The sequence below is a fragment of the Hypericibacter adhaerens genome, assembly GCF_008728835.1.
In the GTDB taxonomy this organism is placed as follows: domain Bacteria; phylum Pseudomonadota; class Alphaproteobacteria; order Dongiales; family Dongiaceae; genus Hypericibacter; species Hypericibacter adhaerens.
In genome coordinates this window covers 2,986,484-2,998,876 of the sequence record NZ_CP042582.1, presented here as the reverse complement: position 1 = coordinate 2,998,876, position 12,393 = coordinate 2,986,484, and the positions used below count along the sequence as shown (strand labels likewise).

General features: G+C 67.5%; 12 protein-coding genes. 1 reads left to right on the top strand and 11 read right to left on the bottom strand.

The genetic code is table 11. The features are described 5' to 3' along the window. Nucleotides 1-269 precede the first annotated feature (269 nt). Both FRZ61_RS13075 and FRZ61_RS13070 read right to left on the bottom strand, forming a co-directional pair. Nucleotides 270-1,013 carry an acetoacetate decarboxylase gene (locus tag FRZ61_RS13075; RefSeq protein ID WP_151118143.1) on the bottom strand — a complete coding sequence of 248 codons (744 nt, stop codon included), beginning with the start codon at nucleotides 1,011-1,013 and terminating at the stop codon, nucleotides 270-272. Between the two features lie 19 nt (nucleotides 1,014-1,032). Further along, entirely contained in the window at nucleotides 1,033-1,815 is a 783-nt protein-coding gene (locus tag FRZ61_RS13070; protein ID WP_151118142.1) for a 3-hydroxybutyrate dehydrogenase, read from the bottom strand. Nucleotides 1,816-2,083: 268 nt separating this feature from the next. On the opposite strand from FRZ61_RS13070, the gene FRZ61_RS13065 reads away from it, so the two are divergent. Beyond that, the gene (locus FRZ61_RS13065; RefSeq protein WP_151118141.1) at nucleotides 2,084-3,244 is read left to right on the top strand and encodes a patatin-like phospholipase family protein; all 1,161 of its coding nucleotides are present in this window, start codon (nucleotides 2,084-2,086) and stop codon (nucleotides 3,242-3,244) included. 131 nt (nucleotides 3,245-3,375) lie between these two features. On the opposite strand, the gene FRZ61_RS13060 is transcribed toward FRZ61_RS13065, so the two are convergent. The 9 genes from FRZ61_RS13060 to FRZ61_RS13020 all read right to left on the bottom strand — a co-directional run bounded on the left by FRZ61_RS13060 (nucleotide 3,376) and on the right by FRZ61_RS13020 (nucleotide 12,375). Beyond that, nucleotides 3,376-4,098, bottom strand: coding sequence for a gamma-glutamylcyclotransferase (locus tag FRZ61_RS13060; protein WP_225308788.1), 723 nt, complete (start codon nucleotides 4,096-4,098; stop codon nucleotides 3,376-3,378). A gap of 71 nt (nucleotides 4,099-4,169) precedes the next feature. Next, the gene (locus tag FRZ61_RS13055) at nucleotides 4,170-5,180 is read right to left on the bottom strand and encodes an ornithine cyclodeaminase family protein (RefSeq protein ID WP_151118140.1); all 1,011 of its coding nucleotides are present in this window, start codon (nucleotides 5,178-5,180) and stop codon (nucleotides 4,170-4,172) included. An 11-nt stretch (nucleotides 5,181-5,191) separates the two neighbouring features. Then, nucleotides 5,192-6,289: an alcohol dehydrogenase family protein gene (locus FRZ61_RS13050; protein WP_225308787.1), complete on the bottom strand. Its 1,098-nt coding sequence runs from the start codon at nucleotides 6,287-6,289 to the stop codon at nucleotides 5,192-5,194. A 37-nt stretch (nucleotides 6,290-6,326) separates the two neighbouring features. Further along, nucleotides 6,327-6,542: a hypothetical protein gene (locus FRZ61_RS13045; RefSeq protein ID WP_151118139.1), complete on the bottom strand. Its 216-nt coding sequence runs from the start codon at nucleotides 6,540-6,542 to the stop codon at nucleotides 6,327-6,329. Next, a complete protein-coding gene (locus FRZ61_RS13040) occupies nucleotides 6,539-7,297 on the bottom strand; it encodes a COG4280 domain-containing protein (protein ID WP_151118138.1) in 759 nt (252 codons plus the stop codon). The genes FRZ61_RS13045 and FRZ61_RS13040 overlap by 4 nt, the downstream gene beginning before the upstream one ends. 153 nt (nucleotides 7,298-7,450) lie before the next feature. Next, the gene (locus FRZ61_RS13035; RefSeq protein WP_151118137.1) at nucleotides 7,451-8,398 is read right to left on the bottom strand and encodes a succinylglutamate desuccinylase/aspartoacylase family protein; all 948 of its coding nucleotides are present in this window, start codon (nucleotides 8,396-8,398) and stop codon (nucleotides 7,451-7,453) included. Nucleotides 8,399-8,443: 45 nt separating this feature from the next. Beyond that, nucleotides 8,444-8,701, bottom strand: a complete 258-nt coding sequence (locus FRZ61_RS13030) for a hypothetical protein (protein ID WP_151118136.1) — start codon at nucleotides 8,699-8,701, stop codon at nucleotides 8,444-8,446. Between the two features lie 247 nt (nucleotides 8,702-8,948). After that, on the bottom strand, nucleotides 8,949-9,875 hold the full coding sequence (locus tag FRZ61_RS13025) for a HalD/BesD family halogenase (RefSeq protein WP_151118135.1): 927 nt from the start codon (nucleotides 9,873-9,875) through the stop codon (nucleotides 8,949-8,951). A 154-nt stretch (nucleotides 9,876-10,029) separates the two neighbouring features. Then, nucleotides 10,030-12,375, bottom strand: coding sequence for a xanthine dehydrogenase family protein molybdopterin-binding subunit (locus FRZ61_RS13020; protein ID WP_151118134.1), 2,346 nt, complete (start codon nucleotides 12,373-12,375; stop codon nucleotides 10,030-10,032). Between the last annotated feature and the right edge of the window lie 18 nt (nucleotides 12,376-12,393).

The following is a 12,393-nucleotide window of genomic DNA, read 5'->3' as shown; positions in this document are numbered from 1 at the left end:
TGGCTCCTGATGATGCCGGAGTGTCGCCGTCGGATTTCAGCAGCCGACTGTTACGCCGTTGTGATGGATTTCCTGAACTCTGTGGATGGAATGCGGATTGCTAAGTGATTAGGCAATGGAAGGGAAACGGGCGACAACAACTTCGACGTCATCCCCGCGAAAGCGGGGATCCACTTCGAAGCTTGGCGACCTGGATCAAGATGGATCCCCGCGTTCGCGGGGATGACGATGGAGCGCTGAAGGACCAGCCCGTTCGCTGACCTCACGCGTCACGCCGTGTAGTCGTGCACCACGCGGCCGTAGGGCAGGGTGAGATCGGCGATGAAATGATGGGCGCCGATCACGCGCCGCACCGGGAAATCCGCGACCGGCGCATTGACATGCGGCACCAGGTGAAGCCGCGCGGGCCCGATCCAGGAACCCTTCACCGTGATCTCGGTGAGATTGTATGCCACGAGCTGGCAGATCTCCGGCCGGCCGTCGACGCCGGGGATGATCTTGAGGTTGACCTGGGTCTTGGAGAGCGCGGCTGTGGTCCTCACGCCGTTACCGGCCATGCTCTCATGCTTGTAGCCCATGGTGCCCATCGCCACGAGCTGGCCGGCATAGGCGAGCGTGCCGGTCAGCGTGTCCTTGACGATCTCGAGCTTGGGATGGGCGTATTTCTTCGGGAAGCCCCAGATCTCGCGGCCCGCCACGATCGGCGGATCGTCGTCCAGATACATCTGCGTGACGAAATTCACGTCCTCGCCGTCGAGCCGGCAGGGGATCACCAGGCCGGATTCCGTGTAGCTGCCGAAGCCGGAGCTGTCCGGCATGCGGATCCATTCATAGAGAACGCGCGGCCGGTCCAGCGGCTCGAGCGGCTCCGGCAGCTGCTCACGGACGATGTCGGGGTCGGTCTCGTACTCGATCACCATATATTCGCGGTCGACGAAGCGATAAGGCCCGGCCGGATAGCTGGGCCCGGCGGCGGGCATCGAGGCGAGCTTGAGGACTTCGTCGGGGCGCATCGGGTGGTCCGTTCCGGGTTCAGTGGGCGGTCCAGCCGCCGTCGATCGGCAGGGCGGCACCAGTGATCGAGGCGGCGGCATCGGTGGTGAGGAAGAGGGCGAGGCCGGCCACCTCGGAGGTCTCGACGAACCGCTTGGTCGGCTGCGGCTCGAGCATCACGTCGCGGATGACCGCGTCTTCCGAGATGCCGCGGGCCTTGGCCGTGTCGGGGATCTGCTTCTTGACCAGCGGGGTCATCACATAGCCGGGGCAGATGGCGTTGACCGTGATGCCGAACTCGGCGGTCTCGAGGGCGACGGTCTTGGTCAGGCCGAGGAGGGCGTGCTTGGCCGAGACATAGGCCGCCTTGAAGGGCGAAGCCACCAGCCCGTGCGCCGAGGACATGTTGATGATGCGGCCCCACTTCTGCTTCTTCATGTGGGGCACGACCAGGCGCGTGGTGTGGAACGCGCCCGTGAGGTTGATGGCGAGGATGGCGTCCCATTTCTCGACCGGGAATTCCTCGATCGGCGAGACGAACTGGATGCCGGCATTGTTCACCAGCACGTCGACGCCGCCGAACTTGCTCTCGGCCTGCGTGATCATCTGCGCGATCTCCGCGGGCTTGCTGAGGTCGGCGGGGCTGTAGATCACCTCGATCCCGTGTTCCTTGGCGAGGCCCGCGCGCAGGCTCTCGATCTCCTGCGCGTTGCCGAAACCGTTGAGGACCAGGTTCGCGCCCTGCTTGGCGAATTCGCGCGCGATCTCGAGGCCGATGCCGCTGGTCGAGCCGGTAACGAGAGCGGTCTTTCCAGGCTTCATGATGTTACATTCCTGTCAGAAACGAGCCGGTCTGCGGCGACGGGCCGCGGGAGGAGGAGAGCAAGAGCCGATGCCGGTCCGACCGGCCCTTCTCATATAGGATCAACTGTCGCGTCAGTACGACGAATGTTTGACAGCCGGGTGAATCAAAGATGGTATTTTGATCGCCACCTGTCACGTCACCGGCCCGTCATCACGCTGCATTACTGTGCGATTGCATTCAAGCTCCCGCAGGCATGTTCCACCTCCCAGCACGGAGATACGCGATATGGACGCCCAGACGCCGGTCAGACACAAGGCGAGGATTGCGGGCGGATGGCGCCCGGAACGGTGCGACCGGATCGCGCTGGTGCTGCAGGGCGGCGGCGCGCTCGGTGCCTACCAGGCGGGCGTCTATCAGGCGCTGCACGAGGCCGGGATCGAGCCGGACTGGCTCTCCGGCGTCTCCATCGGCGCCATCAACGCCGCCATCATCGCCGGCAACCTGCCCGACCGCCGGCTGGACCGGCTCAAGATGTTCTGGCAGCGCATCACCGAGCGCAAGATCTGGCATTACACGCCCGATGGCGACATCTACCGAAAGATCCGCAACGGCATCAGCTCGGCCCTGACCGTCGCGCAGGGGCAGCCCGGCTTCTTCGAGCCGCGGTTCCCGGGGCCCTGGTTCACCGCGGCCGGCGCCAAGGACGCCACCAGCTATTACGACAGCGCGCCCTTGCGGGAGACCCTGCTGGAGCTGGTCGATTTCGACCTCATCAACGACCACGGGGCGCGGCTCTCGGTCGGCGCCGTCAATGTGCTGACCGGCAATTTCATGTATTTCGACAATGAGAAGGAAGTCCTCGAGCCGGAGCATATCATGGCGAGCGGCGCCTTGCCGCCGGCCCTGCCGATGATCAAGCTCGGCACCGACTATTACTGGGACGGCGGCATCGTCTCGAACACGCCGCTGCAATACCTGCTGGACCAGGAGGACCGGCTCAACACCCTGGCCTTCCAGGTCGACCTCTTCAGCGCCCGCGGGACCATGCCGCGCGACATCCAGGACGTGATGGCGCGGCAGAAGGACATCGTCTACTCCTCGCGCACCCGCTACAACACCGACGTCTATCGCCGTCTCCACAAATGGAAGACGCTCTATGGGCAGGCGCTGCAGAAGATGCCCGACGAGCTGCTCTCCGAAGAAGAGAGGAAGCTGCGTGTGGAACTCTCGGACCTGCCCGAGATCGTCATCCTCCAGCTCATCTATCAGCAGAAGGCCTATGAGGGCCACGCCAAGGATTACGAATTCTCCGGCACCTCGATGCGCGAGCACTGGCAGAGCGGCTACGAGGACACCAAGGCCACGCTGAAGAAGAAAAATTGGATCGAGATGCCCCCGGAAGGCTCCGGCTGCGTGGTGCACGACGTGCACCGGCAGGAGGATTGAGCGGGCTTATCTTTTTGTCCCTTCCCCCTTCAGGGGGAAGGTTAGGAAGGGGGCTGCGCGATATCGATAGCGAGCAGCCCCCTCCCTAACCCTCCCCCGTGAAAACGGGGGAGGGAACAAAGACAGCAACCTCACACCGCGTCCGTCACCACCGGCAGCACCGGTTCGATCTCGCCCGCGATCAGGGCCGCGACCCGCGCCTGCAGCTTCCAGAGATACCGGTCGTGGATGCCGAGATCCTCGAGATGGGCCACGGTCTGCATCAGATACTCGGCGCAGGAGCCCCAATGGCCGCAGGCCCGGGCGAGGATGGCGGCCGTCTCCTCCAGCGTGTGGTCGCCCGCGTAGTTGATGGATTTGTGGTCGACCGTGAAGGCGAGGGCGGAGAGACGCTTGCCTTCGCTTTCGACCGGGACCCAGCGCGGCACGTTCGCCGGCGGCTTGACGCTGATCTCGCGGCGGAGGAGCCGCTCGACGGAGCCGGCGCCATGGGGCAGGCGCTGCACCACGCCACGGCAGGAGCCGCCCCGATCGAGCCCCATCATCAGCCCCGGACAGTCAGGCGTGCCGCGGAAACGCACCATGCGCAGGCAGAACTTGCGATGCCAGCCATGGAGATGGGCGACGCGCTGCCCATCGACCTCGCAGGCCGGCTTCCAGATCAGCGAGCCATAGGCGAAGAGCCAGACATCCTCGTGCGCTTGCCGCGCCGCCATCAGCGCCCCGGTCAGGACGCGATAGTCGTCGTCGGTCATCGGCTCCTTCTTCATCACGGCCGGCCCCGGGTCCGGCAGCTCGCGATGGACCCGCGCCACCAGCTCGGGCGTCAGGGTCATGGCCGCGCGTCCGCTCATCCTGCGCGCCTCCTTGTCCGGAGCGCCCAGCCTATCACCGGATGCGGCAGCCTCGGAATCGCGCATCGGCATCACGCATAGCGCAGCCGGCTGCCGATCCCGAGTCGGCGCGCCTTGTCGAGCGCCAACGCCCCCAGCGCGATGTCGGAAAGCGACAATCCCCGGTGCCAGAAGAGGATGCGCTCCTCCGGCCGCTCGCGGCCCGGCTTCAGGCCGGCGACGATCTGCCCCAGCTCGGCATGAAGGGTCTCCGCCGTCAGCCTGCCTTCATCGACATGGCGGCGAAGCGCGCCGAAAGGCCCCGCCTTGGCCTGTCCCCAATCGTCCATCACCACCTTGTCCATCACATCGGTCAGGTCGAGCTCCACCGCGCTCATGGTGCCGTAGGGGATCGCGAGGGCGCCCGGCTTCACCCAGGCGGTCTTGAACAGCGGCTCCGGCTTCTCGAGGCGCGACGCCTCGACCAGGATATCGGCGCCGTCGAGACAGCTCTCCCAATCCTCGGCGACGGCGATCTCGCGCCGAAGATCGCGCTCGAGCGTCGCCGCGAAGGCGTCGCGGCTTTCCTTGCGCCGGGAGTGGATGCGGATCTCCTTGAGATCGAACAGGCGGTTCAGCAGCCGCACATTCCAGTAGGCGGTGCCGCGGGCCCCGATATGGCCCAGCACGCGCGCATCCTTCCGCGCGAGATACTTGGCCCCGATCGCGGTGACGGCGCCGGTGCGCATCTCGGTGATGGCGGTGGCGTCGATCAGCGCCTGCGGCATGCCGGTTGCGGGATCGAACAGCAGCAGCATCGCCATCTCGGAGGGCAGGCCCTGCTGCCAGTTATCGATGAAATCGCCGACGATCTTGACGCCGGCGAAAGCGCGGCCATCGCCGGTGGGCAGCACGCCGCGCAGCACGTTGAAATGGCCGCGCGCCTCGCGGGGCCGCAGATGCATGCGCGGCTCGATCACGGTTTCGCCGCGGCCCTGCATGGCGAGGCTGGTCTCGATGGCGCCGAGGATTTCCTCGTCGGTCAGCGCCAGCGCCTCCATGTCGAGGCCGTTGAGATAGGCGAAGTGAATGGGCGAGGACATGGGGCGGGGTCTCAGGGCGAGGGGACCAGCACGATCTTGCCGGTATGCTGCTTGGCGAGGAACTCCTTCTGGGCGGCGACGATCTCGCGCAAGGGATGGATGCCGGCGATGACGGGCCTGATCTCGCCGCGCTCGATATAGCGAACCAGGTTCTCGAACACCCCGGGCTCCAGGACCGTGCAGCCGAGCAGGCGCAGATCCTTGAGATAGAGAGTGCGCAGATCGAGCGCCACCACCGGGCCGGCGATGGCGCCGGCGGCGGCATAGCGGCCGCCGCGCCGGAGCAGCTCGAGGAGCTGCGGAAATTGCGGGCCGCCGGCGACGTCGATCACGACATCGACGCTTTCCGGGCCGACAGCCGCCACGAGATCGGCATCGCGCGCCAGCACCCGGGAGGCGCCCAGCGCCTCGAGGGCCGCGGTCTTGGACGGGTTAGCGACCGCGATGATGCGAGCGCCCCGCCGCCGTGCCAGTTGCAGCGCTGCCGAGCCGACGCCGCCCGATGCGCCCGTGACGAGCACGGTCTCGTCCTGGCCGAGACCGGCGCGGGTCAGCATGTTCTCCGCCGTGGCGTAGGCGCAAGGGAAGGAGGCCAGCTCCGCATCGGAGAGCCGGCTCTCGATCCGGTGCGCGTGGGCCGAGGGCGCCCTGGCATACTCGGCGAAGGCGCCGTCGCATTCGGAGCCGAAGAAGAGGGCGCGATAGGGCGCCCAGCCGAAGGGGGAACGGAACGCCGGCTCGATCAGCACCCGTTCGCCGATGCGCGACGCGTCGACGCCGGGGCCGACGGCGACGATGCGCCCACAGGCGTCTATGCCCTGGATCCGCGGGAATGACAGCGCTTCGCCGGTCCAGGCGGCATCCGCGGCCTTCGCTGCGGCGAAGCCGCCCGAGCCGCCGGAGGCGGTCGTCCCCTCGGTGACCGATTTCGAATACCAGCCGGTCCGGGTGTTGATGTCGGTGTTGTTGACGCCGGCGGCGCCGACGCGGATCAGCACCTCGCCGGCCCCCGGCTTCGGCACCGGGACATCCTCGCGATATTCGAGCTGATCGAAGCCGCCATTGCCCTTGAGCAGGACGGCCTTCATGATCGATGGCAAGGGTGGCATGGGCGATCTCCCGTGCGGATCGGCAACGGATTTGAGCCTAGCGTCCGGCTCGTCTTGCCGAACGGATCGCATTCTCGAAGAGGATCACGATACAGCCCAGGAACAAGACCACCGCGCGCCAGCCCGGGGCCAGATCGAGGGCGGGCAGAACGAACGCCACGACGGCGATCCAGGCCAGGATCGCAAGGGCCAGACTGCCATCATCCACGAAAAGCGCCAGCAGCTCCCGCAGGATCGTGCCGAGCCGGTTCATCGTGCCGCCCCGCTTGTTGCGGTGGCGGCCCGCACGAGCCCGATGGTGATCAGCGCGGCTGCCAGGAAGCAAAGCCCGAGCAGCGGGATCGCCCAGTCCTGGCCCGGCCAGGGATCGCCCAGCCCTTCGCCGATCCAGAAGACGCCGAAGGCCGAGATCATCACGCCCACCACCAGCTTCAGCGCATTCTCCGGGACCCGGGTGAGGGGCTTGTGGACGATCAGGCCCAGCAGCAGCACGGCCGCGAGCGCGGCGCCCGCCCCCAGGCCCGCCGGCATCATCGTCTGGCCGGTGGCACCCACGGCGATCACGATGAAGACGACCTCGATGCCCTCGAGCGTCACGGCCTTGAAGGCCGTCGCCAGCGCAACCGCGTCGACGCCGCCGGCGCGAACGCCGCCCGCCTGCTTCATCGCGGCGGTCTCCTGCTCATAGGCCAGGCCTTCGTCATGGAGCGCGATCACGCCGCCCGCCCGCAGGATCGCCTTGCGCAGCCAGCGTATGCCGAACAGGAGCAGCAGGATGCCGATGGCCGTCTGCAGCCAGGCGATCGGGATCAGCCCCAAGGTCGGCCCTAGAAGCAGGATGAGCGCCACCAGCAGGAGGGCGGCGAGCCCGGTGCCGATGAGCGCCGACCGCCAGCCGCGCACGGTGCCCACCGCCAGCACGATCGTCAGCGCTTCGACAAACTCCACCAGCGAGGCCAGGAAGGCGGCAAGGAAGGCCGATCCGGCATGGGCGTCGGCAAGGAACATGCTGTCTCTCTCTGTTGGTGCCGCTTCCGGAGCGGGGACTCCGAAGCCATCTCGGGACGGCACCTGTCCGACTGAAACCTGGAAACCGGTTCATCGCGCGAACCGGCCGGAAAATCCAGAACGCTTCCTGCGCCGATTTGAACGATGGGCGCCCTAGCCCTTCCGTCCCTTACGCTCGACCGCCACCGTCGCCGCGCGCATGCCGACATGCAAGGCCGAAAGTGGCTGGATTTCCAGCAGCAGGCCCGCTTCAGGCGACTTGATTTCGCCCAGGATCTCTCCGGCCAGGCTGCGCACCCAGCCGATCCGTTCGCCCTTGCGCACCTGGTCGCCGGGACGGCGCTCGGCCTCGAACAGCCCACCCCAGTCGCTGCAGACGGCGCGCCGCACCCAGGGGGCCGCGGCCGGGCCGCCGCGCGGCAATCGCTCGCGCAGGGCCGGGGCGGCGCTCAGCATGTTGATGATCGCCGTGGCGCCGCGATGCGCACCGATATGGTCGATGCCGTGGAATCCCGAAAGCTCCATGGTGACGGCGGGCTTGCCCTGCCGCACCGCCCAGGCCGACCAGCTCCGATCGATGCCCTGAAGGTTGGAGATCGCCGCCGGCATCTCGCCCACCACCGGCAGCGCGGAGCAGGCGGCCCAGCGCAGGACGCGGCGCTCCAGCCGGGGATCGGCGAAATGATCGAGCAGGACGAAAGGCACGCTCCAGCCGGCCGTATGGACGTCGATGAGCGCATCGTGCGTCTCGAGCAGACGCGTCAGGGCATGGGCGATCCGGTCCGCCAGCAGGCCGTCCGGCCGACCGGGAAAGCGGCGGTTGAGATCGATGTTCTCGATCGGCACCTGGCGCTGGCTCGCGCGCGCGGCCAGCACATTGACGCAAGGGATGAGCGTGATCGATCCGGTCGTGATCCAGTCCGCCAGCTGCTCGGCCGCGTGCCAGATCGCGGCGCTGGCCGTGACCTCGTCGCCATGGACGGCGCCGGTGACCAGCAGGCGGGGGCCGCGGGCGCCGGTCTTGAACCGCCAGCCGCGCAACGCCGTCGACAGGCCGGGATCGTCGTTCCCGAGGCTGATCTCGAAGGGCTGCCGTCGCATGGAGGGGAGCCGGCCCGCGGGAGGGCCCCGCGGGCCGGACGGGGTTCAGCGGTTATGGGCGAGGAGGGCGCGACCGGTGTCGGTCAGCTTGCAGACCAGCCAGTCCGGCTTCAGCGGATTGCTGAACCAGGGCTCGGCCCAGCCCATGTCGATGCAATGCCGGATGGTGCGGTCATTGATGCGCTGTCCCCATTCGTCGAACAGGGGCAGCTTGCCGCCGGGCTGCTTCAGCCCTTTGCTGAGCCAGCGAAGCTGAGCTGGCGTGGGTCTTAGAGTCGTCGCGTGATGATTGGTCTCTAACATATTGGTTTTCATGACGACCCTCCCCGAACTTGAAGTGCCATCTTAAGCGATCGGGGCACGCCGGAAAAGTGACGTGGGGGAAATCCTCGAACTTGCTGAAACACCAGAGACTTGACCTAAAATGTTAACGCGCGCCGCGAGCCTTATCCCCGCAACTCACCGAATTAGACCCAGCGGTCACAAAAATTTCTCGTCATGAGGCATGCGCGCCGCAAGCTTCGCCGCCGCCTCCGCTCGAGGCTTGGCGTCAGCCCGGGCGCGACGCCCCCGGCATCTGCCGGCGGAGCTCCTCGACATAGGGTTCGCCGAAGTTCGTGCCGGGCGCCCGGTCGTAGCAGAACAGTCCCACCACGCGCTTGCGGTTGCCCTCGACCGGACTGACGCGGTGAAGCGTGTGGTCGCCTTGGAAGACGTTCAGGTCGCCAGCCGCGAGCCTGGCGCTGCGCAGGCCGCTCCGCCGGCCGGCGAAGGCCGCCGCGACGGCCTCGTAGTTCTCGTCCTTGTCAGTACGGATATTGGGAAAATACTCGAACCGGCCGCCCTGCTCGGGCTCCTTCAGGACGACGGAGAAGACCACGTCGTTGCCGTCGAAATGCCAGCCGTCGGTGTCGCCGTCCCCGGCGACCTTCGCCGTCAGCGCCAGATGCGGGCATTCGCTCCGGTAGAAGGTCTCGTAGCCCATGAGCCGGCGCAGGAACTCGCGCAAGGGCTCCCAGCAATAGAGCCGGCGCAGCGGCGAGTTGTTGGAGATCTGGTGGTTCAGCACCTGGTGGTAGCGGGAAAGGTGGGTCACGCTGCGCGCATGGCCGGCAGGCCAGTCCTTGCCGTCGCTGTAATAGGCGATCCTCTCCGCCTGGACCCGGCAGGCCATCGGCAGGCGGGCCTCGATCTCGGCGGCCATGAAGGCGGCCGCTTCGGGCCGCACGAAACCGGGCAGGGAGAACAGCGCATCTTGCTCGAGCGTGGCGCGGCCCTCGCGGAGCAGGGCATCGATCCTGGGGCTCCCTGGCTGGTGCAGGGGATAGCGATCGAGGTCGATGATCTCGGGGATCGCATTGAATCCCGTGGCCCGGCCTTGCGCGCCCGCGCGAAGCAGGGGGTCGAAGGGCAAGCCTTCCGCTGGGGCCGCCGGCGGCCGTTCCCGATCGGTCTCGGAAATCGCGGGGGATTCCATGCCAGAGCCTCCATCCCGACACTGCCCAAAGGCGACAGGATCATAGAGGTCTGCCGGCCGGTCTCCAATGGCGGACCGCGGCCGGAAGCCGTCCGGGCGAAAGCCGAACGGCAAGTCCCGATCGTCTCGGCGGGGTCGGAGAGCCGCCGGGCCCCTACGCCCTGTCGCGGAGCAGGACCTTGTCCAGCGTGATCGGCAGATCGCGGATCCGCTTGCCGGTGGCGTGATAGACCGCGTTGGCGATCGCCGCGGCGACGCCGACCAGGCCGATCTCACCGACACCCTTGACGCCGAGAGGATTGATCACCGTATCGAGCTCGTCGACGAAGAAGGCATCGATGTTCCTGACGTCCGCGTGGGCCGGGATGTGATACTCGGCGATGTTGGCATTCATCACGCGGCCGAAGCGATGGTCGATGAGGGTCTCCTCGTGCAGCGCCATGCCGATGCCCCAGACGATGCCGCCCATGATCTGGCTGTGCGCGGTCTTCGGGTTGATGATGCGGCCGGCCGCCACGGCACTGACGACGCGGGTGACGCGCACGATGGCGAGCTCCTCGTCGACCCGCACCTCGGCGAAGATCGCGGCATGGGTGTTGTGCGCATGGCGGTCGTCGGGCTCGAAGCCGCTTTCCGCCTCCTTGCTGATCGTCGGGAGGCCGGCTTGGTGCAGGAGATCGGCGGTCGCTACCGCCCGCGCCGGGTCCTGCAGCGCAACCAGCCGTCCATCCGCCAGGATCGTCTCCTCGGCCCGCAATCCGGCCAGCGGGGAGTTCGGCGTCGCCTGCGCCAGCGTCAGCAGGGCGCCGCGCAGCTCCGTCGCCGCCCGGAGGATCGCGTGTGACACCGAGGCCGCGCCCCAGGAGCCGCCCTCGATCTGCGCCTGGGGCAGGCTCGAATCGCCGAGCTTGACCGTGATGCGCTCGACCGGAAGGCCGAGCATCTCGGCCGCGACCTGGGCCATCACCGTATAGGTGCCGGTACCGATATCCATGGTGGCGCAGGCGACCTCCGCACCGCCGTCGGCCGCGAGCGTGATCCGTGCGGTATGCTTGATCTGCAGCGCCTCCCAGATGCCGCTCGCCATGCCCCAGCCGATCAGCTCATGGCCGTCGCGCATCGAGCGGGGCGCGGCGCTGCGCCGCTCCCAGCCGAAGCGCTGCGCCGCCTGATGGTAGCACTCGCGCAGCCGCTTGCTGGTGTAAGGGATGTCGTCATTCTGGTCTCGCTCCGAATAGCAGCGGAGCCGGAGCTCGAGCGGGTCCATCTTCAGCGCGACCGCGAGCTCGTCCATGGCGCATTCCAGCGCGTAGACGCCGGTCGCCGCGCCCGGCGCGCGCATGTCGCACGAGGTCGGGAGGTCGAGGGCAGCGAGCCTATGCACGTACCGGGCGGTCGCGCTCTTGTAGAGCAGCCCCGACCAGGAGGTGTCATGGCGCGAGAACTGCTCGAAGCGCGAGGTCATGGCGATCGCCTCGTGGGTCACCGCGTCGAGCGTTCCGTCGTGCTTGGCGCCGAGGCTCAGCCGCTCGATCGTGGCGGGCCGATAGCCCAGGCCATACATCTGCGCCCGGGTCAGGACCACGCGCACCGAGCGCTTCAGCTTGAGGGCGCCCTGGGCGGCCAGCACGACCTCGAACTGCGGTCTCAGCCCTGAACCGAAGGCGCCGCCGACATAGGGCGCGACGACCCGAACCTGCTCGGGTTCGAGAGCGAAGACCCCGCAGAGATAACGCTGCACGTTCTGCACGCCCTGGGTCTTGTCGTAGACGGTGAGGTTGCCGTCACTTTCCCAGACTGCGGTGGCGGCGTAGAGCTCCATCGGATTGTGGTGCTCCATCGGAATGAAATACTCTGCCTCGAGCTTGACCGGCGCGCTGGCGAAAGCCGAAGCGGCGTCGCCGCGCCCTTTCCAGGGTTTCTCGACGACGACCGCATGCGAACGCTCGGCCTCGAGATCGGTCGCGGGCGTCTCGGCCGCATATTCGATCTTCACGAGCGACGCCGCGAAGCGGGCGGTCTCGATATCTTCGGCAAGCACCACGGCGACCGGCTGGCCATTGAAGAGCACGCGATCGTCGAACAGCGGCCGGAAGGGCGAGCCGTCCGGCGCGGCATCGTCGTGGTAGGCCTCGTCGCGATCCGCCATCGCCGGGCGGTTGGCGTGGGTCAGCACGTCGAGCACGCCCGGGACCCGCAAGGCCTCCGCGGCGTCGATCGCGGCGATACGGCCGCGCGCGATGGTCGACGTCACCATGCTGCCATAAGCCAGGTCCGGCGCCTGGAACTCGGCGGCGTATTTGGCCTCGCCGGTCACCTTGGCGCGACCGTCGATCCGGGAGACGGGCGTTCCGATCACCGACAACTTGCGTGCCAGCCCGTCCGCAGCCGGCGACGTGGTCGCGGCATGGGCCGAGGTCCCGAAGCCGACGGTACCTCCGATCAGGCTGGCGGCGGCAGCGCCCTTGAGGACGGTGCGACGGCTGAGTTCACCGGTCATGGTCTTCCCCTCGGTGGC

What these genes read in the sequence shown, in the direction of transcription:
- FRZ61_RS13075 (WP_151118143.1), bottom strand. Translation starts at nt 1,013, where the DNA reads ATGCGCCCCGACGAAGTCCTCAAGCTCGCCTCGATGCCCGCCGCCGGG.
- FRZ61_RS13070 (WP_151118142.1), bottom strand. Translation starts at nt 1,815, where the DNA reads ATGAAGCCTGGAAAGACCGCTCTCGTTACCGGCTCGACCAGCGGCATC.
- FRZ61_RS13065 (WP_151118141.1), top strand. Translation starts at nt 2,084, where the DNA reads ATGGACGCCCAGACGCCGGTCAGACACAAGGCGAGGATTGCGGGCGGA.
- FRZ61_RS13060 (WP_225308788.1), bottom strand. Translation starts at nt 4,098, where the DNA reads ATGAGCGGACGCGCGGCCATGACCCTGACGCCCGAGCTGGTGGCGCGG.
- FRZ61_RS13055 (WP_151118140.1), bottom strand. Translation starts at nt 5,180, where the DNA reads ATGTCCTCGCCCATTCACTTCGCCTATCTCAACGGCCTCGACATGGAG.
- FRZ61_RS13050 (WP_225308787.1), bottom strand. Translation starts at nt 6,289, where the DNA reads ATGCCACCCTTGCCATCGATCATGAAGGCCGTCCTGCTCAAGGGCAAT.
- FRZ61_RS13045 (WP_151118139.1), bottom strand. Translation starts at nt 6,542, where the DNA reads ATGAACCGGCTCGGCACGATCCTGCGGGAGCTGCTGGCGCTTTTCGTG.
- FRZ61_RS13040 (WP_151118138.1), bottom strand. Translation starts at nt 7,297, where the DNA reads ATGTTCCTTGCCGACGCCCATGCCGGATCGGCCTTCCTTGCCGCCTTC.
- FRZ61_RS13035 (WP_151118137.1), bottom strand. Translation starts at nt 8,398, where the DNA reads ATGCGACGGCAGCCCTTCGAGATCAGCCTCGGGAACGACGATCCCGGC.
- FRZ61_RS13030 (WP_151118136.1), bottom strand. Translation starts at nt 8,701, where the DNA reads ATGTTAGAGACCAATCATCACGCGACGACTCTAAGACCCACGCCAGCT.
- FRZ61_RS13025 (WP_151118135.1), bottom strand. Translation starts at nt 9,875, where the DNA reads ATGGAATCCCCCGCGATTTCCGAGACCGATCGGGAACGGCCGCCGGCG.
- FRZ61_RS13020 (WP_151118134.1), bottom strand. Translation starts at nt 12,375, where the DNA reads ATGACCGGTGAACTCAGCCGTCGCACCGTCCTCAAGGGCGCTGCCGCC.